Source organism: Streptomyces sp. NPDC021012 (assembly GCF_044333355.1).
Classification (GTDB): Bacteria; Actinomycetota; Actinomycetes; order Streptomycetales; family Streptomycetaceae; genus Streptomyces.
This window is the reverse complement of sequence record NZ_JBIRQU010000003.1, coordinates 304156-328886: the sequence shown is the minus strand read 5'-3', so window position 1 is coordinate 328886 and position 24731 is coordinate 304156. Positions and strand designations below refer to the sequence as shown.

General features: G+C 72.0%; 22 protein-coding genes. 13 read left to right on the top strand and 9 right to left on the bottom strand.

Annotated features, from left to right (window positions below; genetic code table 11):
- Nucleotides 1–58 precede the first annotated feature (58 nt).
- From ACH4TP_RS11300 to pssA, 9 genes are all read left to right on the top strand, one after another.
- Nucleotides 59–1840: a 3-hydroxyacyl-CoA dehydrogenase family protein gene (locus ACH4TP_RS11300; RefSeq protein ID WP_389233170.1), complete on the top strand. Its 1782-nt coding sequence runs from the start codon at nucleotides 59–61 to the stop codon at nucleotides 1838–1840.
- 115 nt (nucleotides 1841–1955) lie between these two features.
- A complete protein-coding gene (locus ACH4TP_RS11295; protein WP_389233167.1) occupies nucleotides 1956–2795 on the top strand; it encodes a TetR family transcriptional regulator in 840 nt (279 codons plus the stop codon).
- 398 nt (nucleotides 2796–3193) lie between these two features.
- Entirely contained in the window at nucleotides 3194–4531 is a 1338-nt protein-coding gene (gene ccrA / locus ACH4TP_RS11290) for a crotonyl-CoA carboxylase/reductase (RefSeq protein WP_389233164.1), read from the top strand.
- 10 nt (nucleotides 4532–4541) lie between these two features.
- Nucleotides 4542–6602, top strand: a complete 2061-nt coding sequence (locus ACH4TP_RS11285) for a protein meaA (protein ID WP_398191240.1) — start codon at nucleotides 4542–4544, stop codon at nucleotides 6600–6602.
- Nucleotides 6599–7564 carry an HpcH/HpaI aldolase/citrate lyase family protein gene (locus tag ACH4TP_RS11280; protein ID WP_398437184.1) on the top strand — a complete coding sequence of 322 codons (966 nt, stop codon included), beginning with the start codon at nucleotides 6599–6601 and terminating at the stop codon, nucleotides 7562–7564. Before ACH4TP_RS11285 ends, ACH4TP_RS11280 begins: the two co-directional genes overlap by 4 nt.
- Nucleotides 7565–7569: 5 nt before the next feature.
- Nucleotides 7570–8082, top strand: coding sequence for a MaoC family dehydratase (locus tag ACH4TP_RS11275; protein ID WP_389233158.1), 513 nt, complete (start codon nucleotides 7570–7572; stop codon nucleotides 8080–8082).
- A gap of 3 nt (nucleotides 8083–8085) precedes the next feature.
- Nucleotides 8086–9291: an acyl-CoA dehydrogenase family protein gene (locus tag ACH4TP_RS11270; protein ID WP_389233155.1), complete on the top strand. Its 1206-nt coding sequence runs from the start codon at nucleotides 8086–8088 to the stop codon at nucleotides 9289–9291.
- A gap of 169 nt (nucleotides 9292–9460) precedes the next feature.
- Nucleotides 9461–10117 (top strand): phosphatidylserine decarboxylase, encoded by a 657-nt coding sequence (locus ACH4TP_RS11265; protein ID WP_398191247.1) that lies wholly within the window; start codon nucleotides 9461–9463, stop codon nucleotides 10115–10117.
- Nucleotides 10110–10976, top strand: coding sequence for a CDP-diacylglycerol--serine O-phosphatidyltransferase (gene pssA, locus ACH4TP_RS11260; protein ID WP_389233277.1), 867 nt, complete (start codon nucleotides 10110–10112; stop codon nucleotides 10974–10976). Before ACH4TP_RS11265 ends, pssA begins: the two co-directional genes overlap by 8 nt.
- Before the next feature lie 85 nt (nucleotides 10977–11061).
- On the opposite strand, the gene ACH4TP_RS11255 is transcribed toward pssA, so the two are convergent.
- Both ACH4TP_RS11255 and ACH4TP_RS11250 read right to left on the bottom strand, forming a co-directional pair.
- Nucleotides 11062–12066, bottom strand: a complete 1005-nt coding sequence (locus ACH4TP_RS11255) for a GNAT family N-acetyltransferase (protein ID WP_398437181.1) — start codon at nucleotides 12064–12066, stop codon at nucleotides 11062–11064.
- A 69-nt stretch (nucleotides 12067–12135) separates the two neighbouring features.
- Complete coding sequence (locus ACH4TP_RS11250; protein ID WP_398191253.1) at nucleotides 12136–13287, bottom strand: glycerate kinase; 1152 nt, start codon at nucleotides 13285–13287, stop codon at nucleotides 12136–12138.
- A gap of 112 nt (nucleotides 13288–13399) precedes the next feature.
- Here ACH4TP_RS11250 and ACH4TP_RS11245 point away from each other — a divergent pair, with 112 nt between their 5' ends.
- Both ACH4TP_RS11245 and ACH4TP_RS11240 read left to right on the top strand, forming a co-directional pair.
- Nucleotides 13400–15064: a BCCT family transporter gene (locus ACH4TP_RS11245; RefSeq protein WP_398437180.1), complete on the top strand. Its 1665-nt coding sequence runs from the start codon at nucleotides 13400–13402 to the stop codon at nucleotides 15062–15064.
- Between the two features lie 43 nt (nucleotides 15065–15107).
- Nucleotides 15108–16181, top strand: a complete 1074-nt coding sequence (locus tag ACH4TP_RS11240; RefSeq protein WP_398437178.1) for an ADP-ribosylglycohydrolase family protein — start codon at nucleotides 15108–15110, stop codon at nucleotides 16179–16181.
- On the opposite strand, the gene ACH4TP_RS11235 is transcribed toward ACH4TP_RS11240, so the two are convergent.
- Nucleotides 16178–16381, bottom strand: a complete 204-nt coding sequence (locus ACH4TP_RS11235) for a type II toxin-antitoxin system VapB family antitoxin (protein ID WP_398191259.1) — start codon at nucleotides 16379–16381, stop codon at nucleotides 16178–16180. The genes ACH4TP_RS11240 and ACH4TP_RS11235 overlap by 4 nt on opposite strands.
- Before the next feature lie 64 nt (nucleotides 16382–16445).
- Between ACH4TP_RS11235 and ACH4TP_RS11230 the strand changes: the two genes are divergently transcribed.
- Nucleotides 16446–17165, top strand: coding sequence for an SIR2 family NAD-dependent protein deacylase (locus ACH4TP_RS11230; protein ID WP_398437176.1), 720 nt, complete (start codon nucleotides 16446–16448; stop codon nucleotides 17163–17165).
- A 4-nt stretch (nucleotides 17166–17169) separates the two neighbouring features.
- Here ACH4TP_RS11230 and ACH4TP_RS11225 read toward each other — a convergent pair whose 3' ends face one another.
- From ACH4TP_RS11225 to ACH4TP_RS11200, 6 genes are all read right to left on the bottom strand, one after another.
- Complete coding sequence (locus ACH4TP_RS11225) at nucleotides 17170–17670, bottom strand: methylated-DNA--[protein]-cysteine S-methyltransferase (protein WP_398437174.1); 501 nt, start codon at nucleotides 17668–17670, stop codon at nucleotides 17170–17172.
- Complete coding sequence (locus tag ACH4TP_RS11220; protein WP_398437172.1) at nucleotides 17667–19205, bottom strand: AlkA N-terminal domain-containing protein; 1539 nt, start codon at nucleotides 19203–19205, stop codon at nucleotides 17667–17669. Before ACH4TP_RS11220 ends, ACH4TP_RS11225 begins: the two co-directional genes overlap by 4 nt.
- Before the next feature lie 74 nt (nucleotides 19206–19279).
- On the bottom strand, nucleotides 19280–20041 hold the full coding sequence (locus ACH4TP_RS11215) for a metallophosphoesterase (RefSeq protein WP_398191271.1): 762 nt from the start codon (nucleotides 20039–20041) through the stop codon (nucleotides 19280–19282).
- 102 nt (nucleotides 20042–20143) lie between these two features.
- Nucleotides 20144–20764: an L-threonylcarbamoyladenylate synthase gene (locus tag ACH4TP_RS11210; protein ID WP_389233122.1), complete on the bottom strand. Its 621-nt coding sequence runs from the start codon at nucleotides 20762–20764 to the stop codon at nucleotides 20144–20146.
- Nucleotides 20765–20773: 9 nt separating this feature from the next.
- The gene (locus ACH4TP_RS11205) at nucleotides 20774–22177 is read right to left on the bottom strand and encodes a phytoene desaturase family protein (RefSeq protein ID WP_398437835.1); all 1404 of its coding nucleotides are present in this window, start codon (nucleotides 22175–22177) and stop codon (nucleotides 20774–20776) included.
- An 81-nt stretch (nucleotides 22178–22258) separates the two neighbouring features.
- Entirely contained in the window at nucleotides 22259–23095 is an 837-nt protein-coding gene (locus tag ACH4TP_RS11200; RefSeq protein ID WP_398437169.1) for an inositol monophosphatase family protein, read from the bottom strand.
- Nucleotides 23096–23216: 121 nt separating this feature from the next.
- On the opposite strand from ACH4TP_RS11200, the gene ACH4TP_RS11195 reads away from it, so the two are divergent.
- On the top strand, nucleotides 23217–24272 hold the full coding sequence (locus ACH4TP_RS11195; protein ID WP_398437167.1) for a biotin/lipoate A/B protein ligase family protein: 1056 nt from the start codon (nucleotides 23217–23219) through the stop codon (nucleotides 24270–24272).
- Nucleotides 24273–24731 lie beyond the last annotated feature (459 nt).

Below are 24731 nucleotides of genomic sequence, written 5' to 3'. Positions count from 1 at the left end.
CACTCGCATTTCCCACGCACTGCCTTCAGTCGTCACTCTTCCTCCCAGGAGTCCCCTGATGGACACCCCTCTCTCCACCATCGCCGTCGTCGGTCTCGGCACCATGGGCACGGGCATCGCCGACGTCCTCGCCCGGGCCGGCCGCGAGGTCATCGGCATCGACATCAGCGACACCGCCGCCGCCCAGGCCGTCGCCGCCCTGGAGGCCTCCACCGCCCGTGCGGTGGCCCGCGAGCGGATCACCGAGGAGGAGCGGCAGGACGTCCTGGCCCGCTTCCGTACCTTCTCCGACCTCCAGGCGGCCGCCGAGGCCGACCTCGTGATCGAGGTCGTCCCCGAGTCGTACGAGGCGAAGCAGGAGGTCTTCCGGGCCCTGGACGGGATCGTCCGGCCCGACGCGATCCTGGCCACCGGCACCAACGCGCTCTCCGTGACCCGGCTCGCCGCCGACTCGGCGCACCCCGAGCGGGTCCTCGGCCTGCACTTCTTCGCCCCGGTCCAGGCCATGAAGCTGGTCGAGGTCGTCTCCTCCGTGCTGACCGACCCGCGGGCCGTGGACGCCGTCACCCGGCTCGCCCAGGACCTCGGCAAGGAGCCGGTGGCGGTCGGCGACCGGGCGGGCTTCATCGCGGACGGGCTGCTCTTCGGCTACCTGAACCAGGCCGCCGCCATGTACGAGGCCAAGTACGCCTCCCGCGAGGACATCGACGCGGCGATGAAGCTGGGCTGCGGCCTGCCGATGGGCCCGCTGGCGCTGCTCGACCTGATCGGCGTCGACACGGCCCGTACGGTCCTGGAGGCCATGTACGCCGCCTCGCACGACCGGCTGCACGCCCCCGCCCCGATCCTCAAGCAGCTCAGCGAGGCCGGTCTGACCGGCCGCAAGGCGGGCCGCGGCTTCTACACGTACGAGGCGCCCGGCTCCGGCGAGGTCGTGCGCGACGCGCTGACCCCGCTCGCCTCCGCCGAGGCCGGCGCCGGCCGCGAGGTCCGCTCGGTCGGTGTCGCCGGTTCGGGCACCATGGCCTCCGGCATCGCCGAGGTCTTCGCCAAGGCCGGGTACGCGGTCGTGCTCGCCGCCCGCTCCCAGGAGAAGGCGGACACCGCCAAGGCCCGGATCGCCAAGTCCCTGGCCCGCTCGGTCGACAAGGGCCGGATGACGGGCGAGGCCCGCGACGAGACGCTCGCCCTGATCACCCCGGCGGGCTCGCTCGACGCCTTCGCCGAGGTCGACCTGGCCGTCGAGGCGGTCGCCGAGGACCTGGCGGTCAAGCAGGAGCTGTTCGCGCGACTGGACAAGATCTGCAAGCCGGGCGCGGTGCTCGCCACCACGACCTCCTCGCTGCCGGTCATCGCCTGCGCCCGCGCCACCACGCGCCCGCAGGACGTCATCGGGATGCACTTCTTCAACCCGGCGCCGGCGATGAAGCTGGTCGAGATCGTCCGCACGGTCCTGACCGGGGACGACGTCCACGCCACCGTCCGCGGGGTCACCGCGAAGATCAGGAAGCACCCGGTGGACTGCGGCGACCGCGCCGGCTTCATCGTGAACGCGCTGCTCTTCCCGTACCTGAACAACGCGATCAAGATGGTCCAGGAGCACTACGCGACCCTGGACGACATCGACGCGGCCATGAAGCTGGGCGGCGGCTACCCGATGGGCCCGTTCGAGCTGCTCGACGTGGTCGGCCTGGACGTCTCGCTCGCGATCGAGCAGGTGCTGCACCGCGAGTTCCGCGACCCGGGCCTCGCCCCCGCCCCGCTCCTGGAGCACCTGGTGGCGGCCGGCTGCCTGGGCCGCAAGACGGGGCGCGGCTTCCGCGAATATGCCCGACGCTGAGCCCCGCACCGCCGGCTGGGGCGGTCTGCTGAGTCCCCCGGGCACCCTCGGTGCCCCGGGGGCCCCGCCGCCCCCACCTGGGCACGCTCCCACTCCGATGCAGTACGTTCGGACCATGCCCAAGGCCGCGAAGACACCCCGTGCCACGTCCCCGTCCGACGCTCCGGAGAGCGCGGCGGGCACCCGTGCCGCCGCGCAGCGGCTCAAGATGCGCCGGGAGCTGGCCGCCGCCGCGATGGAGCTCTTCGCGACCAAGGGGTACGAGGCGACGACCGTCGACGAGATCGCGGCCACGGCCGGGGTCGCGCGGCGGACGTTCTTCCGGCACTTCCGGTCCAAGGAAGAGGCGATCTTCCCGGACCACGACGACACGCTCGTCCGGGCGGAGGCGGTGCTGAACGCCGCCCCGCCGCACGAGCACCCGCTCGACACGGTGTGCCGGGGCATCAAGGAAGTCATGAAGATGTACGCGGGGTCCCCCGCGGTCTCCGTGGAGCGCTACCGGCTCACCCGTGAGGTGCCGACCCTGCGGGAGCGGGAGATCGCCTCGGTGGCCCGCTACGAGCGGCTCTTCACCCGCTATCTCCTCGGGCACTTCGACGAGCGGGACCACCACGACGGCAACGACGACCCGCTGCTCGCCGAGGTGGCCGCGTCGGCGGTCGTCACCGCCCACAACCACGTGCTGCGCCGCTGGCTGCGGGCCGGCGGCCAGGGCGACGTGGAGGCCCAGCTCGACCACGCCTTCGCGATCGTCCGGGAGACCTTCGGCTCGGGCATAGGCGCCCGCCCGGCGCCCGCCGGGAGCACCACCGCCGCACCGGCCGAGCCGACCCCGGAACCGGCCGCCGCGACCGCCTCCACGACGGGTGACGTCGTGGTGGCCGTGGCCCGTACCGACGCCCCCCTCGACGAGGTCATGCGCGCCATCCAGCAGGCCCTGAAGAAGCCCTGAACCCCGCTCCACCATGACGGCCGCCCCCGGTTTCCGGGGGCGGCCGTCTGCGTATCGTCCCAGTTCAGAGGGGATTTCGATCGATCATCGCTCATCCGTGACGGGCAGATCGCATCTGAGAGAAATTGTTGGCACGCAGTGCCTTGTCAGGTGACACGGCGTGCCATACGTTGATGTCGTCCGGGCGGCCGGCGAGCAGAGACCACCTCGTTCGCCGGCTGTCCCCACAGCCAACGGCTCGTGCGCCCGGACGCCTGCGTCACAGGCACCCCGCGCTCCACCACAGCGCCGCCACCGCACCACCAGCCGAACCGACGGCACACCTCCACAGCAGCAGCACCCCCCGCCGTAACCCTCAGGCGTCCCGCCCTCAGGACGCCCACCGCCGGAGGCACACCGTGAAGGAAATCCTGGCCGCGATCCAGTCGCAGGACGCCACGTCCGCCGACTTCGCGAACATCCCGCTCCCCGAGTCGTACCGCGCCGTCACCGTCCACAAGGACGAGCAGGAGATGTTCGCCGGGCTCGCCAGCCGCGACAAGGACCCGCGCAAGTCGCTCCACCTCGACGACGTCGCGCTCCCCGAGCTCGGACCGGGCGAGGCCCTCGTGGCCGTCATGGCGAGCTCCGTGAACTACAACTCGGTCTGGACCTCGATCTTCGAGCCCGTCTCGACCTTCGGCTTCCTGGAGCGCTACGGACGCCTGTCCGAGCTCACCAAGCGCCACGACCTGCCGTACCACGTCATCGGCTCCGACCTCGCGGGCGTCGTGCTGCGCACCGGCCCGGGCGTCAACGCCTGGACCCCCGGCGACGAGGTCGTCGCGCACTGCCTGTCGGTCGAGCTGGAGTCCTCGGACGGCCACAACGACACCATGCTCGACCCCGAGCAGCGGATCTGGGGCTTCGAGACCAACTTCGGCGGCCTCGCCGAGATCGCGCTCGTCAAGTCCAACCAGCTGATGCCGAAGCCGAAGCACCTCAGCTGGGAGGAGGCGGCGGCCCCCGGCCTCGTCAACTCCACCGCCTACCGCCAGCTGGTCTCCCGCAACGGCGCCGGCATGAAGCAGGGCGACAACGTCCTCATCTGGGGCGCGAGCGGCGGACTCGGCTCGTACGCCACGCAGTTCGCCCTGGCCGGCGGCGCCAACCCGATCTGCGTCGTCTCCTCCCCCGAGAAGGCCGACATCTGCCGGTCCATGGGCGCCGAGGCGGTCATCGACCGCAACGCCGAGGGCTACAGGTTCTGGAAGGACGAGAACACCCAGGACCCGCGCGAGTGGAAGCGCTTCGGCTCCAAGATCCGCGAGCTGACCGGCGGCGAGGACATCGACATCGTCTTCGAGCACCCGGGCCGCGAGACCTTCGGCGCCTCCGTGTACGTCACCCGCAAGGGCGGCACCATCACCACCTGCGCCTCGACCTCCGGCTACATGCACCAGTACGACAACCGCTACCTGTGGATGTCGCTGAAGCGGATCATCGGCTCGCACTTCGCCAACTACCGCGAGGCGTGGGAGGCCAACCGCCTGATCGCCAAGGGCAAGATCCACCCCACCCTGTCGAAGGTCTACTCCCTGGAGGAGACCGGCCAGGCCGCCTACGACGTCCACCGCAACCTCCACCAGGGCAAGGTCGGCGTCCTCGCGCTCGCGCCGCAGGAGGGCCTGGGCGTCAGCGACCCGGAGCTCCGCGCCCAGCACATCGACGCCATCAACCGCTTCCGGAACGTCTGAGGTCCCGAAGATGACTGAGCGCCAGAAGGACCGGCCGTGGCTCATGCGGACGTACGCCGGTCACTCGACCGCCGAGGCGTCCAACGAGCTGTACCGGCGCAACCTCGCCAAGGGTCAGACCGGCCTCTCGGTCGCGTTCGACCTGCCGACGCAGACCGGGTACGACCCCGACCACGTCCTCGCCCGCGGCGAGGTCGGCCGGGTCGGCGTCCCCGTCTCGCACCTCGGTGACATGCGCCGGCTGTTCCAGGACATCCCCCTGGAGCAGATGAACACCTCGATGACCATCAACGCCACCGCCATGTGGCTGCTGGCGCTCTACCAGGTGGCCGCCGAGGAGCAGGGTGCGGACATCACCCAGCTCCAGGGCACCACCCAGAACGACATCGTGAAGGAGTACCTGTCGCGCGGGACGCACGTCTTCCCGCCCGGCCCCTCGCTCCGCCTCACGACCGACATGATCGCGTACACGGTCAACCACATCCCCAAGTGGAACCCGATCAACATCTGCAGCTACCACCTGCAGGAGGCCGGGGCCACGCCGGTCCAGGAGATCTCGTACGCGATGGCCACCGCGATCGCCGTCCTCGACTCGGTCCGCGACTCGGGGCAGGTCCCCGAGGAGCGGTTCGGCGAGGTCGTCGCCCGCATCTCCTTCTTCGTGAACGCGGGCGTCCGCTTCATCGAGGAGATGTGCAAGATGCGCGCCTTCGGCCGCATCTGGGACAAGATCACCCTTGAGCGGTACGGCATCGAGAACGCCAAGCAGCGGCGCTTCCGCTACGGCGTCCAGGTCAACTCGCTCGGCCTGACCGAGGCGCAGCCGGAGAACAACGTCCAGCGGATCGTCCTGGAGATGCTGGCCGTCACCCTCTCCAAGGACGCACGCGCGCGCGCCGTGCAGCTCCCCGCCTGGAACGAGGCCCTCGGCCTCCCCCGGCCCTGGGACCAGCAGTGGTCGCTCCGCATCCAGCAGGTGCTCGCCCACGAGTCCGACCTGCTGGAGTACGAGGACATCTTCGCCGGCTCGCACGTCATCGAGGCCAAGGTGGACGCCCTCGTCGGGGAGTGCCTGGCCGAGATCGACCGGATCCAGGAGATGGGCGGCGCGATGGCCGCCGTCGAGTCCGGCTACCTCAAGTCGCAGCTGGTCTCCTCGCACGCCGAGCGGCGCGCCCGGATCGAGGCCGGCGAGGACAAGATCGTCGGCGTCAACATCTTCCAGTCGACCGAGGAGAACCCCCTCACCGCCGACCTGGACACCGCGATCATGACGGTGGACCCGGCGGTCGAGGCCAGGGTGGTCGACGCCGTCGGCCGCTGGCGCGCCGAGCGGCAGGAGTCCACCGACCGGCAGGGCAACGGCGACCCGTTCGTCTTCCCCACCACCCAGCAGGCCCTGGAGCGCCTCAAGGAGGCCGCCCGGGGCACGGAGAACCTCATGGAGGCCACCCTGGAGTGCGCCCGCGCCGGTGTCACCACCGGCGAGTGGGCCGGGGCCCTGCGCGAGGTGTTCGGCGAGTTCCGCGCCCCGACGGGCGTCTCCTCCGCCCCGGTCGCCGTGACGGCCGAGGCGGGCACGCCGCTCGCGCTCGTCCGCGAGAAGGTGGCCCGGACCGCCGAGGAGATGAACGTCGGCCGGCTGCGCCTCCTGGTCGGCAAGCCGGGTCTGGACGGACACTCCAACGGGGCCGAGCAGATCGCCGTACGCGCGCGCGACGCCGGTTTCGAGGTGGTCTACCAGGGCATCCGGCTGACCCCCGAGCAGATCGTCGACGCCGCCCTGGCGGAGGACGTGCACTGCGTGGGACTGTCGATCCTCTCCGGCTCGCACTCCGCGCTGGTCCCGGACGTGCTCGACCGCCTCCGTGAGGCGAGCGCCCCGGACATTCCGGTCATCGTCGGTGGAATCATCCCGAACGCCGACGCCGCAGAACTGAAGCGCGCGGGTGTCGCCGCCGTCTTCACACCGAAGGACTTCGGTATCACGGAGATCATCGGCCGTATCGTCGACGAGATCCGGACAGCGAACAAGCTCAGCCCCCTTGAAAGTACGGAGGTCCTCGCATGACCAGCCCTGTGAACCGGCTCCGCCCCCGCCGCTCCTGCCTGGCGGTCCCCGGCTCCAACCCGCGCTTCCTGGAGAAGGCCCAGGGCCTCGCGGCCGACCAGGTCTTCCTGGACCTGGAGGACGCGTGCGCCCCGCTGGCCAAGCCCGAGGCCCGGCACACCATCGTGAAGTTCCTGAACGAGGGCGACTGGACCGGCAAGACCCGCGTGGTCCGCGTCAACGACTGGACGACCCACTGGACCTACCGCGACGTCGTCACGGTCGTCGAGGGCGCCGGCCAGAACCTCGACTGCATCATGCTGCCGAAGGTCCAGGACGCCCAGCAGATCGTCGCGCTCGACCTGCTGCTCACGCAGATCGAGAAGACCATGGGCTTCGAGGTCGGCAAGATCGGCATCGAGGCGCAGATCGAGAACGCCCAGGGCCTGACCAACGTCAACGCGATCGCGCAGGCCTCCCAGCGCGTCGAGACCATCATCTTCGGCCCGGCCGACTTCATGGCCTCCATCAACATGAAGTCCCTCGTCGTGGGCGAGCAGCCGCCCGGCTACCCGGCGGACGCCTACCACCACATCCTGATGAGCATCCTGATGGCGGCCCGCGCCAACAACCTCCAGGCGATCGACGGCCCCTACCTGCAGATCCGCAACCAGGAGGGCTACCGCGCGGTCGCGCAGCGCGCCGCGGCCCTCGGCTTCGACGGCAAGTGGGTGCTGCACCCGGACCAGGTCGCCGCCGCGAACGAGATCTTCTCGCCCTCGCAGGAGGACTACGACCACGCCGAGCTGATCCTCGACGCGTACGACTACTACACGTCCGAGGCCGGCGGGAAGAAGGGCTCCGCGATGCTCGGCGACGAGATGATCGACGAGGCCTCCCGCAAGATGGCCCTGGTCATCTCCGGCAAGGGCCGCGCCGCCGAAATGCAGCGCACCAGCAAGTTCGAGATCCCGGAGGCCTGAGAGCGATGCAGTTCGGCCGTACCTATGAAGAGTTCGAAGTCGGTGCCGTCTACAAGCACTGGCCCGGAAAGACGGTCACCGAGTACGACGACCACCTCTTCTGTCTGCTCACCATGAATCACCATCCGCTGCACATGGATGTGAATTACGCCGAGAACACGACCGATTTCAAGCGGAACGTCGTCGTCGGCAACTACATCTACTCGCTGCTGCTCGGCATGTCCGTTCCGGACGTCTCCGGAAAGGCCATCGCCAACCTGGAGATCGAGTCGCTGCGGCACGTGGCGCCGACCTTCCACGGCGACACGATCTACGGCGAGACGACGGTCCTCGACAAGACCCCGTCGAAGTCGAAGAGCGACCGCGGCATCGTCTACGTCGAGACCAAGGGCTACAAGCAGGACGGCACCCTCGTCTGCGTCTTCCGCCGCAAGGTGATGGTCCCGACCGCCGAGTACATCGACGCGCGCGGCGGCGAGCAGCCCGGCCGCCCGGAACTCCAGGAACAGGGGAAGTAAGCCATGGCGCGACTCGCCCAGACCCACGGTCTGACCGACGTCCAGCAGGAGATCCTCGCCACCGTCCGGGACTTCGTCGACAAGGAGATCATCCCGGTCGCGACGGAGCTGGAGCACCGCGACGAGTACCCGCAGCAGATCGTCGACGGGCTCAAGGAGCTCGGCGTCTTCGGCCTGATGATCCCCGAGGAGTACGGGGGCCTGGGCGAGTCGCTGCTCACCTACGCGCTCTGCGTGGAGGAGATCGCCCGTGGCTGGATGTCGGTCTCCGGCATCATCAACACGCACTTCATCGTGGCGTACATGCTCAAGCAGCACGGCACCCAGGAGCAGAAGGAGTACTTCCTTCCGCGGATGGCGGCCGGCGAGACGCGCGGCGCCTTCTCGATGTCGGAGCCGGGCCTCGGCTCGGACGTGTCGGCGATCACGTCGAAGGCGGTCAAGGACGGCGACGAGTACGTCCTCAACGGTCAGAAGATGTGGCTGACGAACGGCGGCACGTCAACGCTGGTGGCCGTTCTCGTCCGAAGTGACGAAGGCCACCCCGAGGGCACGGCCCCCCACAAGTCGATGACGACCTTCCTCGTCGAGAAGGAGCCCGGCTTCGGAGAGGTCCGCCCCGGCCTCACGATCCCCGGCAAGATCGAAAAGATGGGTTACAAGGGCGTCGACACGACCGAACTCATCATGGACGGACTGCGCATTCCGGCCAATCGCGTGCTCGGCGGGGTCACCGGCCGAGGGTTTTACCAAATGATGGACGGCGTCGAGGTCGGCCGCGTGAACGTGGCGGCCCGTGGCTGCGGCGTCGCGCAGCGTGCTTTCGAACTGGGTGTCTCTTATGCCCAGCAACGTCACACTTTCGGCAAGGCGATCGCCCAGCACCAGGCGATTCAGTTCAAGCTGGCCGAGATGGCTACCAAGGTCGAGGCCGCCCATGCCATGATGGTGAACGCAGCACGCAAAAAGGACTCCGGGGAACGAAACGACCTCGAAGCAGGGATGGCGAAGTACCTCGCCTCCGAGTACTGCAAGGAGGTCGTGGAGGATGCCTTCCGCATCCACGGTGGATACGGCTTCTCGAAGGAGTACGAGATCGAGCGGCTCTACCGCGAGGCGCCGATGCTGCTCATCGGTGAAGGTACCGCCGAGATCCAGAAAATGATCATTGGTCGCCGGCTCCTGGAGGAGTACCGATTCCAGGGCTGATTGTCGCTTTTGAGTCGGTTCGGCCGCGAAGAAGATCACACCCCGTGTTCGTCTTCCGGCCGTCGACTCGGTTCCTGGCTTGCCCAGTTGCGCCCCGCAACCGATAGCATCGCCGGAAAGCCGCCGTCCCCCGTTGCCAGTGCGGCATCATCCGCTACGAAGGTCATCCATGCCCCACAGCCAAACCTCTGCACATCGCGACAGCCTCAAGGGTGCGCGCATCGCTCGCGGAGCATCGCCGTGGCTTCTGCCGACCGTCGCCACCGCGGCGCTCAGCCTCGCGCGCTCCCGCAAGTCGAGGCGTGCCGCGGCCATCGCCGTGCCGACCACCGCGCTCGCGGCCGGCATGCTGTGGTTCTTCCGCGACCCCGAGCGTGAGATCGCTCAGGGCCGGGTCATCTCCCCCGCCGACGGTGTGGTGCAGAGCATCATGCCGTGGAAGGACGGACGGACCCGGGTCGCCATCTTCATGAGCCCGCTGAACGTCCACGTCAACCGCGCGCCGCTGGCCGGCACGGTGACGTCCGTGGAGCACGTCCCCGGCGGGTTCGTCCCGGCGTTCAACAAGGAGAGCGAGAACAACGAGCGCGTTGTCTGGCACTTCGACACCGAGCTCGGCGACATCGAGATGATCCAGATCGCGGGCGCCGTCGCCCGGCGGATCGTGCCGTACATCCCGCAGGGGACGAAGGTCGAGCAGGGTGACCGTATCGGTCTGATCCGCTTCGGCTCGCGCGTCGACATCTACCTCCCCGAGGGCGTCGAGGTCGCGGTCGAGGTCGGCCAGACCACCACAGCGGGGGTGACTCGCATTGACCGTGATTGATCCCGACACACGAGCTGCCGACTGGGCCGCCGACGCCGAGGCGGAGGCGGCCGAAGAAGCCGAGGAGATGCCGCTGTCGCTGAGGCTGTCCATAGCGGACGCCCTCACGCTCGGTAACGCCACGTGCGGCTTCATGGCGGTGTACTTCACCACCACCGGCATCCTCATCCCGCACCTCACCGGCAGCAGCGAGACCGGCATGGCGCGCAACAGCGCCGCCACCGCCGTGATCCTGATGCTGGCCGCGGCGATCTTCGACCTCTTCGACGGCATCGTGGCGCGCAAGCTCCGCAGCTCGCCGATGGGCGCCGAGCTCGACAACCTGTCGGACCTGATCAGCTTCGGTCTGGCCCCGGCCTACTTCGTGCTCGTGTACGGCATGGTCGCGGACGACGCGCAGCAGAAGGTCTCGGCGGTCGCCGCGATCGTGGTGCTGCTCGCGGTGGTCCTGCGGCTGGCCCGGTTCTCCTGCGTGACGATGAAGGACGGCATGTTCCAGGGCATGCCGAGCCCCTTCGGCGCGCTGACGGTCGTCTCGATCGTGCTCCTGGAGCTGCCCTTCATCCCGACGCTGCTCGCGATCATCGGAGTGGCGTGGCTGATGGTCAGCCGGGTCGAGTACCCGAAGCCGCGGGGTGTCCTCGCGGTGGCGATGCTCAGCTGGATCGTCGGCGCGATGGCCATGCTGGCGGCCTGGGCGTTCGACGCGCCGGGCGGGGCGTTCCTGCTCCAGACCGGCTGCGCGCTGCAGGTCGTGCTGGGCGCCGTGATCCCCCTCTTCGCGACGGCCCGGCGGGTGAACACCTTCCGCGACAACCGGCGTGAGAGCCGGGAGGCGCGGGCGGCGCAGCTGCCGTAACGGACGGACGACGTACGGAAGGGCCCGGGAGGCGAATCGCCTCCCGGGCCCTTCCGCGTGTCCTGACCGATGTCCTGCCCGTGTCCTAGCCGAGGCGCTTGTAGTAGAGCGTGGTGGCGCGGAGGGTGCCGGCCGGGTCGGCGGCGTAGTCCGGGATCGTCCCGGCGGCGGTCCAGCCCGCGCCCCGGTAGAGGCGCTCGGCCGGGCTGCCGGTCTGGGTGTCCAGGACGAGCAGGCGCAGGCCTGTGGCGGCGGCGTGGGCCTCGACCGCGGCGAGCAGCCGCCGCCCGAGGCCCCGGCCGCGGGCGGAGCGGTGGACGAGGAGCCGGGCGATCTCGCCGCGGTGCCGGCCGTTGGCCGCGCCGGTACGGACGAGGGTGACGACGCCGCTGAGCCGCCCGTCGGGGCCGTGGGCGGCCCAGACGTCCCGGATGCCCTGTGCGGCCTCCTCGGCGACGCGGGACCACCAGGCGGCCGCCTCGGCGGTCTCCAGGGGCGCCAGGAAGCCCACGGAGGCCCCGCCGTCCACGGCGTCCACGAGGAGCGCGGCGAGTCCGGCGGCGGCGTGGGCCCGTACGGCCTCGGGGGTGAGCCGCTCGACGACGTCGAGCCGCCGCTCCAGGCACAGGAGGTCCGGGCGCTCGTCCCAGGACTCCACGGTCTCGAACCCCAGGCTCCGGTAGAGCGCGAGCGGCTCCTCCCGCCCCTTCCAGACCGTCAGGCGCACCACGGGCTCCCCGGCGGCCTCGGCCCGGCGCAGGGCCTCGCCCATGAGCGCCCTCGCGATCCCCCTCCGCCGCGCCCCCGGCGCCACCCAGAGCCGCTTGATCTCGGGCCCGCGCCCCTCCCCCGAGGCCTTCAGCACCACACAGCCGACCGGTTCCTCCGCCCCCACCGGAGTGGCGAGCAGCACCGTGTCCCCGGCGAACGCCCCGACCGGGTCCTCTGCCTCCACCCGGTATGCGCCCGCAAGCCCGGCGACCCCCGCGACGGCCCTTCCCCGCTCGGCCTGGTTGGCCAGGTGATAGGCGCCGAGCAGGTCAGGGAGGCGGGGGTGGGAGCGGTTCTCCTCGATACGCGCAGCAGTCATGGACCGAGCTTCACACCGCCGTGTTTCGGGGAGGTGACGCTCTCCCGAGCCGGCGCCCGCAGCGGGGTCCTAGGAGAGGAAGTCCCGTGCGATGTTCGCCGCCACGTCCTCCAGGAGCGGGCCCGCGTTCGCCATGGACTTCGACGGGTCGGGCTCCAGGTCCGCCAGGGCGTAGGCGCGGCGGATGCCGGCGGTGCCGAGGGCCTCCGGGGGGAGGGCGAGGCGGCCGCAGACCGCGACGACCTCCTTGCCGGCGGCGCGGGCGGCGGCGGCGACGCCGGCCGGGGCCTTGCCGTGGAGGGTCTGCTCGTCGAGGGAGCCCTCGCCGGTGACGACGAGGGTGGCGCGCTCCAGGGCGGGGGCGAAGCCGAGGACCTCCAGCATCAGCTCGATGCCGGGCCGGAAGCTCGCGCCGAGGATGAGCGCGCCGTACCCGATGCCGCCCGCACCGCCCGCGCCGGGCGCGACGGCCGCCTCGGCGGCGCGCGGCCCGACGGCCTTCTCCAGGACGGTGGCGAAGTGCGCGAGGGCCGCGTCGAGGACCCGGACGTCGTCCGGGGTCGCGCCCTTCTGCGGGCCGTAGACGGCGGGCGCGCCCTTGGGGCCGGTGAGCGGGTTGTCGACGTCGCTCGCGAGGATGAGGTCGACCGCGGCGAAGCGGGGGTCGAGGCCGCTGAGGTCGGCCGTGGCGAGGTCGGCCAGGGCCGCGCCGCCGGGACCGACGGGCTCGCCGGCCGCGTCGAGGAAGCGGGCGCCGAGCGCGGCGAGCATTCCGGCGCCGCCGTCGGTGGTGGCGCTGCCGCCGACGCCGAAGACGAGAGTGGTCGCACCGGCGTCGAGGGCGGCGCGGAGCAGCTCTCCGGAGCCGTACGTGGTCGCCGTCAGTGGGGCGAACACGCCGGGCGGGAGGAGCTGGAGGCCCGAGGCCTCCGCCATCTCGACGACCGCGGTGGTGCCGCGCAGCGCGTACGCCGCGGTGACCGGCTCGCCGAGCGGGCCCGTCACGCGGACCTCGCGCCGCTCGAAGCCGGCCGCGACGGCCGCCGCGACGGTGCCGTCACCGCCGTCCGCGACGGGCAGGGTCTCCACCGTGAGCTCCGGGACGACCCGTCGCAGTCCTGCTGTGACCCGCTCCGCGACCTGTACGGCCGTGAGCGAGCCCTTGAACTTGTCGGCCGCCACGAGCACGTGAGCGACCTGAGTTGCTGCTCCGTCCGTCACCTTGCATCCCTTGCTTTCGAACGTGCAGTCGCGCCGAGGCTGACCCTATCCGTACGTCCGGACGGCGTGCCACCCCCTGATAAGGCGATATTCCGCACCATAGTGGGGTCGCATGAGCACGGAAAAGATCATTCCGGACGGCACGCCCGACGGCAGGGTCATCGGGATCGGGATCGCCGCCGTCGTCGCGGTCGTCGGCTGGGCGGCACTCGGCGAGGACTCCTTCGACAGCGCGTCCTCCTCCGCCCTGCAGTGGGTGCTGGCGAACTTCGCCTGGCTGTTCGTGGTCGCCGCGGACGCCTTCCTGGTGCTGTGCGTGGTGATCGCGCTGAGCCGATTCGGCCGGATCAGGCTGGGCGCGGACGACTCGGAGCCGGAGTTCACGAACCTGGCGTGGATCGCGATGATGTTCAGCGCCGGCATGGGCATCGGCCTGATGTTCTACGGGGTCGGGGAGCCGCTGACGCACTTCCTGAGCCCTCCGCCGGCGAGCGGGGTCCCGGCGGGGACGGGTGCGGCGGCCCGCACGGCCCTGGAGTACTCGTTCTTCCACTGGACGCTGACGCCGTGGGCGATCTACGGCATCGCGGGCCTCGCGCTGGCGTACGCGGGCTTCCGCAAGGGCCGGGGGAACCGGCTGAGCTCGGCGTTCGTGCCGCTGATGGGGGCGCGCCGGGCGGATTCCTGGCCGGGCAAGGCGATCGACCTGCTCGCGGTGTTCGCGACGGTGTTCGGCACGGCGACGAGTCTGGGGCTCGGCGCCCTCCAGGTCGCCGAGGGGCTGAACCTGACGATGGACGTGGAGAACTCGACGGCCACGCAGCTGATCATCATCGTGGCGCTGTCGGCGGCCTTCGTCCTGTCGGCGTTCTCCGGGCTGCACAAGGGCGTGAAGTGGCTGTCCACGATCAACATCGTCCTCGCGGCCTGTCTGATGCTCTTCGTGTTCCTGCTCGGCCCGACCGTCTACATCCTGGACACCATCCCGGCCTCCGTCGGCGGCTATCTGGACCAGCTGCTGCCGATGGCCAGCCGCACGGGCGCGTTCACCGACCGCGAGTGGCTGGGCGCGTGGACGATCTTCTACTGGGCGTGGTGGCTGTCCTGGGCGCCGTTCGTCGGCACCTTCATCGCCCGGATCTCGCGCGGCCGGACGATCCGGGGGTTCCTGGTGGGGGTGCTGCTCGTGCCCTCGGGGGCGACGGTGGTGTGGTTCTGCGTGATGGGCGGGACCGCGATCCGGCTGGAGTCGACGGGGGCGGCGGACCTGGCGACGGCGATGAAGGACGGCGCCGAGGCCTCGCTCTTCGCGATGCTGGAGGCGCTGCCGATCGGGACGGTGACCTCGGTCCTGGCGATGCTCCTGGTGATGACGTACTTCATCACGAGCGCGGACTCGGCCTCGCTGGTGATGGGGTCGCTGACGAGCCGCGGCGCGCTCCACCCGCCGACCTGGCTGGTGGTGACCTGGGGCGTCCTGATGGCCGCCGTGGCGGCGGTGCTGCTCGTGGCGGGCGGCCTGAAGTCGCTGCAGACGGCGACGATCCTGGTGGCGCTGCCGTTCGTGGTCGTGATGCTGGTGCTGTGCTTCGCGCTCCTGCGGGAGCTGCGGGAGGACCCGGGGGCGGGCCCGGCCCGGCACCCCGCCCTGCACGGGCTGCGGGACGCGGTGCGGAACCTGGTCGGGGAGGCGATGAGCGAGCAGGGCGGCGAACGCCACCCGCGGCTGCGGCGGGCGGCGAAGGCCCGGGCCGGCGCGGAGCCGCCCGGGGAGTGAGGGTCGACGCGCGCCCGGCCGCCGGATTCGGTACACCGGAGGTATGGGTGGCGCGGACGGGGAGCTCGGGGACCGGATTCTGGGCGGCTGGACGGGCCGGATCGCCGGGAACATGCTCGGCAAGCCCGTGGAGCGCGGTGACCACTGGACCCGGGATCGCATCGACGCCTATCTGCGGCTGGCGGGGGCGCTCCCGCTGACGGACTACCTCCCGCCCCCGCCGCCCGGGGCGGAGGGCTTCGAGCTGCGGCCCGAGTGGGAGCGGTGCGTGCGGGGCGGGATCGACGGGAGCTGCCGGGACGACGACGTCGACTGGTCGGTCCTGGGGCTGCACCTCCTGGAGACGCACGGCTTCGCGTTCACCACCGAGCAGGTCGGCGGGGAGTGGCTGCTGCGGCTGCCGTACCTCCAGACGTTCACGGCGGAGCGGGTCGCCTACCGGAACCTCGCGAACGGGCTGCGGCCGCCGCTGACGGCCACGTACGACAATCCGTACCAGGAGTGGATCGGGGCGCTGATCCGGGCCGACGTGTACGGCTGGACCTGTCCGGGCGATCCGCGCCGGGCGGCCTCGCTCGCCCGCCGGGACGCGGTCCTCTCGCACACCGGGAACGGCGTGTACGGCGCGATGTGGGCGGCCGCGCTGATCGCGGCGGCCTTCACCGCGCCGGACGTGCGCGCGGCCCTGGAGGCGAGCCTGGAGCGGATCCCGGCGAGCAGCCGGCTCGCCCGGACCGTACGGGGCGCGATCGCGCTGTACGAGTCGGGGCTCGGCTGGCCGGACGCCCTCGCCGAGCTCGCGGAGCGGACGGCGGGCCTCGGCTGGATCCACACCGTCCCGAACGCGGCCGTGCTGACGGCCGGACTCCTTTACGGGGAAGGGGACTTCACCCGCACGATCACGCTGACCGTCCGCGGCGGCCTGGACACCGACTCCAACGGGGCGACGGCGGGCTCGGTGGCCGGTGTCCTGTGCGGCGCGTCCGCGATCCCGCCGCAGTGGTCGGAGCCCCTGCGGGACCGGGTGCGCAGTGCCGTCTTCGGCTTCGACGGCGTCCGCATCAGCGAACTGGCCGAGCGGACACTGCGGTTGGCCGAACAACCCCCTGGGACCTAGCCCTGCGGGGGTTCCGGCGGGACGATCTCGCCGGCGCGCCGGGACTCGTCCCGGCTGACGGCCCGCGCCTCGGTGCGGTGGCCGCGGGCGATGTAGTCGCGGACGACGGCCTCGACGGCGTCCTGGGGGTTGCCGATTCCGGCGAGGACCATGACTTCCACGACGAGTTCGGCGTCGAGCGCGATGTTCACCTTGGCCATGGCGGGAACCTAGCACCGGGAAACCCGCTCGCGGGAGCGGTTCGGCGATGCCTAGGGTCGGCACATGACGATGGTCGCGATCTTCAGTGGTGCCGGCATCTCCACGGACTCGGGCATCCCCGACTACCGGGGGCCGAACGGCATGTGGCGGCAGGACCCCGAGGCCGAACGGCTCGTCACCTACGGGCCGTACATGGCCGATCCGGAGGTCCGCCGCCGCTCGTGGCGGATGCGGCTCGACGGTCCGGCCCTGAGCGCCGGGCCGAACGCGGCACACCGCGCGATCGCCGCGTACGAGCGGACAAGCGGCAACGCGCTGCGGGTGATCACGCAGAACGTGGACGGGCTGCACCAGGCCGCCGGGTTGCCCGCGCGGAAGGTGCTCGAACTCCACGGCTCGGCGCGGTCGGTGGTGTGCACGGCCTGCCACGCCCGCTCGTCGATGGCGGAGGCGCTCGACCGGGTGCGGGCGGGCGAGGACGACCCGGCGTGCCGGGGGTGCGGCGGGATCCTGAAGTCGGCGACGGTGATGTTCGGGCAGCGGCTCGATCCGGTGGTGCTCGGCCAGGCCATGTCGATCGCCAAGGCCACCGAGGTGTTCGTCGCGGTCGGCAGCAGCCTCCAGGTCCAGCCGGCGGCCTCCCTCGCGGGGATCGCGGCCGAGCACGGCGCCCGGCTGATCATCGTGAACGCCGAGCCCACCCCGTACGACCCCGTCGCCGACGAGGTCGTGCGCGAGCCGATCGGCACGGCGCTGCCCGCGCTCCTCGACCGGCTCCGCTAGCTCCTCAGAAAAGGGCGTCCGGTTCCGCCGTGCCCGATTCGAAGGCGAGCAGCCGCTGCTTGCGGTCCAGGCCGCCGCCGTAGCCGGTGAGGCCGCCGCCGGCCCCGACCACCCGGTGGCAGGGGACGATGATGCCGACCGGGTTCTTGCCGTTGGCGAGGCCCACGGCCCGGGAGGCGCCGGGGCTGCCGAGTTCCTCGGCGAGTTCGCCGTACGTCCGGGTCTCCCCGTACGGGATGCGGACGAGCTGCTCCCAGACCCGCAGTTGGAAGGGGGTGCCGATCAGGTGCAACGGCAGGTCGAAATCGGTGAGTTCGCCCGCGAAGTAGGCGTCGAGCTGGCGGATCGCCTCGCCGAAGGGGCGCGGGTCGGGCTCTCCGAAGGTCTCCTCGGGCGGGCGGTGGCGCTGTCCTGTCATGTGGAGGCGGCTGAGGACGCCGTCGACGGCGACGAGGGTCAGCGGCTCGTAGGGGCTGTCCACGACGGTGTGCCGGACGGTGGTCATGGTGCGGTCTCCTCGGCGGGCAGGAAGTTGATCGGGTGGTCGTCGGTCGCCCAGAGGTACTGGACGGCGTAGGCGCGCCAGGGGCGCCAGTGCGCGGCGCGGGCGGTGAGCGCGGCCGGGGTGCCGGGCAGTCCGAGTCCCTCGGCGGCGCGGCGGACGCCGAGGTCGCCGGGGAGGAAGGCGTCGGGGTCGCCGAGGGCCCGCATGGCGATGATCTCGGTGGTCCAGGGGCCGAAGCCGGGCAGGGCGAGCAGCCGGGCGCGGGCCTCCTCGCGGTCGTCGGCGGGGCCGAGCGGGAGCGAGCCGTCGGCGAGGGCCCGGACGAGGGTGAGGAGGGTGGTGCGGCGGCTGCGCGGCAGGGCGAGGGTCTCGGGGTCGAGGGCGGCGAGCGCCTCGGGGCCCGGGAAGAGGTGGGTGAGTCCGCCCTCGGGGTCCTCGACCGGGACGCCGTGCGCGGTGACCAGGCGGGCGGCGTGGGTGCGGGCGGCGGCGGTGGAGACCTGCTGGCCGAGGACGGCCCGTACGGCGAACTCGGCGGCGTCGACGGTCCCCGGCACCCGGCGGCCGGGCGCCTTGTCGACGATCGGGGCGAGCAGCGGGTCGGCGCGGAGCCGCTCGTCGACGGCGACGGGGTCGGCGTCGAGGTCGAGGAGCCGGCGGCAGCGGCTGATCGCGTGGGTGAGGTCGCGCGGGTCGGTGAGGAAGAGGCGGCAGGCGATGTGGTCGGGGCGCGGGGCGAGGGCGACGATGCCGTGCCCGTACGGGAGGCTCAGCGTCCGCCGGTAGGCGCCGTCGCGCCACTCCTCCACGCCGGGGACGGCGGTGGCGGCGAGGTGCCCGAAGAGGTTGGAGGGTTCGAGCGGGGTGCGGAACGGCAGCCGGAGGCTGATGGCGCCGGGGGTCGCGGTGACCGGTGCGGGCGACCCGCTGCGGGCGGCGCCGGGGCCGGTCGTCGTCCCGGCCGGTGGCCGGCGGGCGGCGCGGGCGCGGAGTTCGCCGGGGGTGAGGGCGAAGACCTCGCGGACGGTGTCGTTGAAGGTGCGGATGGAGGAGAAGCCGGCCGCGAAGGCGATCTCGCCGAAGGGCATCGGGGTGGTCTCGATGAGCACCCGGGCGGTCTGGGCGCGCTGGGCGCGGGCCAGGGCGAGGGGTCCTGCGCCGAGCTCGGCGAGGAGCTGGCGTTCGATCTGGCGGGTGGACCAGCCGAGCCGGCGGGCCAGGCCCGGGACGCCCTCGCGGTCGACGACGCCGTCCTGGATGAGCCGTACGGCGCGGGCGACGGCGTCGGCCCGGACGTTCCACTCGGGCGAGCCGGGGCTGGTGTCGGGTCGGCACCGCTTGCAGGCCCGGTAGCCGGCGCGCTGGCAGGACGCGGCGCTCGGGTGGAACTCCATGTTCTCGGGCTTGGGCGGGACGGCCGGGCAGCTGGGGCGGCAGTAGATCCGGGTGGTGCGGACGGCGGTGAAGAACACGCCGTCGAACCGGGCCTCCTTCGACTGGACGGCCCGTACGCAGCGCTCGGTGTCGGTGTGCATGGGTCCAGGATCGGGGACGGACGGCTCGCGGGCTGGCGAGAAAACGACATGGACGTCCGGCCCCGGTCGTGCCCTCAGACGGCGACGGTCCGGTAGTGGGTGGTCAGCCGGCCGTCCTCGCCGAGGACGTGGAAGGCGAGGGCGGGCGGCAGGCCGAGGTGGACGTACGGGTGGTCGATCGGGTTCTCCCAGGGGAGGCGGAGGGCGGAGACGACCCCCGGCGCGACGAGCAGCGGACGCCCGGCGAAGGTGGTGGCGGCGGCGGTGTGGGCGTGGCCCGCGAGGAAGGCCGTGAGGTGGGGGTGGCGGTCGGCGAGCGCGGCGAGCCGCTCCTCGCCGAACTGCCGGATCCCGTCCACGTACGGGGTGTGCAGCGGGACCGGCGGGTGGTGGAAGCCGACCAGGACGGGCACCTCGTGCGGGGTGTCGGCGAGGACGCCGTCGAGCCACTCGACCGTCTCGTCCTCCAGGAGGCCCCGGTGCTCGCCGGGCACCGAGGAGTCGCAGAGGGCGATGACGAAACCCTCGCCGCGGAGCACCTGGTTGACGGGGGCGGAGGGGCGTACCGCCGTCTCCTCCGGGAGGAGGCCCTTGCGGAAGGCGGCGCGGTCGTCGTGGTTGCCGGGGCAGACGAGCAGCGGGTGGCGGGAGGTCAGCAGCTCCCGCGCCACCGCGTACTCGTCCGGGGTCCCGTGGTCGGCGACGTCACCGGTGACGAGGACGGCCGCCAGGTCGTACGGCAGCTCCTCCAGGTACCGCAGGACGGCGCGGGTGCGGTCCTGGCTGCGCTGCTCGCCGTCGATGTGGACGTCGCTGACGTGGGCGATGACGATCATGGGCCGGGCCTCCGTGGGTGCGCGTGGCGTTCACCCGACCGTACGGCGGGCGCGGTCGGGCCCGGAAGGGCCGATCCGGGAGCGGTGGCCCGCCCGGTCCGGCTACTCGAAGCGGGTGGTGTCCCCGGCGCCCCGGCGGACGATCTCGGGCTCGCCGCTGGAGAAGTCGACGACGGTGGTGGGTTCGGTGCCGCAGTCCCCGGAGTCGAGCACCGCGTCGACCTGGTGGTCGAGCCGCTCCTTGATCTCCCAGCCCTGGGTCAGCGGTTCGGGCTCGTCGGGCAGGAGCAGGGTGCTGGAAAGCAGCGGCTCGCCGAGTTCGGCGAGGAGCGCCTGGGTGACGACGTGGTCGGGGATGCGGACGCCGACCGTCTTCTTCTTGGGGTGGAGCAGCTGGCGGGGCACCTCCTTCGTCGCCGGGAGGATGAAGGTGTACGCGCCGGGCGTGGACGCCTTGACCGCGCGGAAGACGTCGTTGTCGATGTGCACGAGCTGGCCCAGCTGGGCGAAGTTCGCGCACATCAGCGTGAAGTGGTGCTTGTCGTCGAGGTCGCGGATGGAGCGGATGCGGCTGATGCCGTCGCGGCTGCCGAGCCGGGTGCCCAGCGCGTAGCAGGAGTCGGTCGGGTACGCGACGAGCGCCCCGTTCCGGATGGAGTCCGCCACCGTGCCGATGGTGCGGTGCTGGGGGTTGTCGGGGTGCACGTCGAAGTACTTGGCCATGGGGGCAGTCTATTTTCGCAGGCTCCGCCAGACGGCCTTCGCCGCGTTGTGCCCGGACATGCCGTGGACGCCGGGTCCGGGCGGGGTCGCGGAGGAGCAGAGGAAGACCGCGGGGTGCGGGGTGGCGTAGGGGCGCAGGGAGAGGGTGGGGCGCAGGAGGAGCTGGAGGCCGCGGGCGGCGCCGCAGGCGATGTCGCCGCCGATGTAGTTGGCGTTGCGCTCGGCGAGTTCGGGCGGTCCCGCGGTGGCGCGGGCCAGGACGCGGTCGCGGAAGCCGGGGGCGAAGCGCTCGATCTGACGCTCGATCGCCTCGGTGAGGTCGCCGCGCCAGCCGTTCGGCACGTGGCCGTACGCCCAGAAGACGTGCTTGCCCTCGGGGGCGCGGGAGGGGTCGACGAGGCTGGGCTGGGCGGTGATGAGGAAGGGCGCGTCGGGGGCGGTGCCGGAGGAGGCCTCGCGCAGGGCGGTGCCGATCTCCCCGGCGGTGGGGCCGACCTGGACGGTGCCGGCGCGGCGGGCCTCCTCGGCGGTCCAGGGCACGGGCCCGTCGAGCGCGTAGTCGATCTTGAAGGCGCTGGCGCCGTACTTGTAGCGGTCGTAGTGCCCGCCGAGGCCGGCGATCCGGGCGAGGGCGGTGGGCGAGGTGTCGAAGACGTAGGCGCGGGCCGGCGGCAGGTCGTCGAGCCGCTTGACCTCGAAGTCGGTGTGGACGGCGCCGCCGAGGTCCTTGAGGTACGCGGCGAGGGCGTCGGAGATGGACTGCGAGCCGCCCCGGGGCATCGGCCAGCCGCCGGCGTGCGCGGCGAGCGCGAAGACCAGGCCCACGGCGCCGGTGGCGAAGCCGCCGAGGGGGGCGATGACGTGGCCGACGAGCCCGGCGAGGAGCGCGGGGGCCTTCTCGTCCTTGAACCTCCGCATCAGCCAGGTGGACGGCGGGAGCCCGGTGAGGCCGAAGCGGGCGAGGGTGACCGGGTCGCGGGGCAGCGCGGTGAGCGGCAGCTGCATGAAGTCGCTCGCGAGGGTGTCCCACTTGCCGAGGAAGGGGGCGACGAGCCTGCGGTACGTGCCGGCGTCGCGCGGCCCGAAGGAGGCGGCGGTCTCGGCGACGGAGCGGGCCAGGACGGCGGCGGTGCCGTCGTCCCAGGGGTGGGCCATGGGCAGTTCGGGGTGGAGCCACTCCAGGCCGTACCGGTCGAGCGGCATCGTCTTGAAGACGGGCGAGCCGGCGCCGAGCGGGTGCACGGCGGAGCAGGGGTCGTGGCGGAATCCGGGGAGGGTGAGCTCCTCGGTCCTGGCTCCGCCGCCGACGGTGGACTTGGCCTCGAAGACGGCCACGGAGAGGCCGCGCCGGGCCAGTTCGACGGCGGCCGTCAGTCCGTTGGGTCCCGCCCCCACGACGACAACATCGAGCATCGGCGTCTCGTTCGTCACCTTCGGACTCCTTCGTCAGCCGATGGCCAGGAACCCCAGGATAGGCGGGTGGCGGACCGCGCCTCACCCGCCCCCGAGGAGCGCCCGGATCCGCTCGGCGGTGGCCGCGTCCCGGGCGGTCGTGAACGGCAGCGCGTTGCCCCCGGCGAGCCGGAACGGCTCCCCCGCGATCGTCGTGGTCGCGCCGCCCGCCTCGGCGACCAGGAGGAGTCCGGCGGCGTGGTCCCAGGCGTACTCCCAGCTGAAGGCGGTGCCGGCGAGCTCCCCGCGCGCCACGGCGAGGTACTCGAGACCGGCGGAGCCGCAGGGGCGCGGCCGGACGCCCTCGGTCCGCAGCCCGAGCAGGGCCCGCTTCTGGTCCGGGGTGGTGTAGTCGGGGTGCGAGGTGGCGACCTCCAGGACCTCGCCGGGGGCCGGTGAACCGGACCGTATCGCCTCCCCGTTGAGCGTGGCACCGCGCCCGCGCACGGCCACGGCGAACTGCTCCAGGGCGGGCGCGTACGTCCAGGAGGCGAGGACCTCGCCGTGCCGGGCGAGGGCGACGAGGGTGCAGAAGGCGGGGTCGCCGTGGACGAACTGGCGGGTGCCGTCCACCGGGTCGACGATCCAGACCGGCGCGTCGCCCCGCAGCTCCTCGTACACGCCGGGGTCCGCGTGCACGGCCTCCTCTCCCACGACCACGGAGCCCGGCAGCAGCGCGGTGAGGGAGGCGCTGAGATGGACCTCGGCCGCCCGGTCCGCGACCGTGACCAGGTCGTGCGGCCCGTTCTTCTCGACGATGTCGTCGGCCGCGAGCTGCCGGAAACGCGGCATGATCTCGGCGGCGGCCGCCTTGCGGACGGCCTCCTCGACCTCGGTCGTACGACCGCCGAGGACGTGCTCAAGGAAGTCTTCGATCATGTCCCCAGCTAAGCACGGGGGGCTGACAACCGGAATGCCGCACTTGTCACCCGATGTTTCCCCGAGGAGTACCCTTCGGCCGAGTTCACCCCTTACGGACCTGAGGCACAGGGAGGCTTCCGTGCACGGCGAGTACAAGGTCCCCGGCGGAAAACTGGTGGTCGTCGACCTCGACACCGAGGAGGGCGTCCTGCGGAACGTCCGGGTCGCGGGCGACTTCTTCCTGGAACCGGACGAGGCGATCCTCGCGATCGACGGAGCCCTCGAAGGCGCGCCCGTCGACACGGACGCCTCCGGGCTCGCGGCCCGGATCGACGCGGCGCTGCCGCCGGGCACGCAGATGTTCGGGCTGACCACGGAGGGCGTCGGCGTCGCGGTCCGGCGGGCCCTCGCCCACGCCACGGACTGGACCGACTACGACTGGCAGCTGATCCACGAGCCGGCGCAGTCCCCCGCGCTGCACATGGCCCTCGACGAGGTCCTCACCGCCGAGGTCGCGGCCGGCCGCCGCCCGCCCACCCTGCGGATCTGGGAGTGGGGCGCCCCGGCCGTGGTGATCGGCAGCTTCCAGTCCCTGCGCAACGAGGTCGACCCGGAGGCGGCGGAGCGGCACGGCATCCAGGTGGTGCGCCGGATCAGCGGCGGCGGGGCGATGTTCATCGAGCCGGGCAACACGATCACGTACTCGCTCTCCGTCCCCGACGCCCTCGTCCAGGGCCTCTCCTTCACCGACAGCTACGCCTACCTCGACGACTGGGTCCTCGGCGCCCTCGGCGACATGGGCGTCCGCGCCTGGTACCAGCCCCTCAACGACATCGCCACCGAGGCGGGCAAGATCGCGGGCGCGGCCCAGAAGCGGCTCGTGGGCGGCGAGGGCGCGGTCCTGCACCACGTGACGATGGCGTACGACATCGACGCCGACAAGATGACCGAAGTCCTGCGCATCGGCCGGGAGAAGCTCTCCGACAAGGGCACCAAGAGCGCCAAGAAGCGCGTCGACCCCCTCCGCCGCCAGACCGGCCTCCCCCGCGAAACCGTGATCGAGCGCCTGATCACCTCCTTCCGCAACCGCTACGGCCTCACCGAGAGCCACGTCACGGAGGACGAACTGACCCGCGCGAAGGAGCTCGCGGAGTCCAAGTTCGGCACGGTGGAGTGGACGGCCCGGGTGCCGTAGCCGCGCGCTGCGCAGGGTGGCTGCTTGCTTGTCGAGGGGCCGGTGAAGTCCGGTCTGCGGATGGAGTGCGCCGACGGAGGCCGGCTGGTGCTGCTCCAGGACGCGGTCCCGGTGCTGTTCGCCCGGCAGCGGGCCACCCACCGCGGGGTGCACTACGCACGCACCGGTCGATACGCCTCCCCATTGGCCCCCTCCGAGCCGAACGGGCGCGCGTGTTCGCGGAGTTCGCGGCAGCGGGCACGGAGGGGTGGGCGGCGCGCTGGACCGCCCACGCGGAGACGGGACTCCGGGCGGCGGCGTCCTGGGGCCTCGCCCCGGCAGAGGGCGCGGCCCGCAGCGGGCGGGGCGCCCGATCCCGGCCGCTGATCACACCATCGGTCACCCGTCCGGACCCATGATCAGGTGACCCCACCGCGTCCCCGTCGTTGATGCCCACGCGGGCTGCGGCGGGCGTGCGGA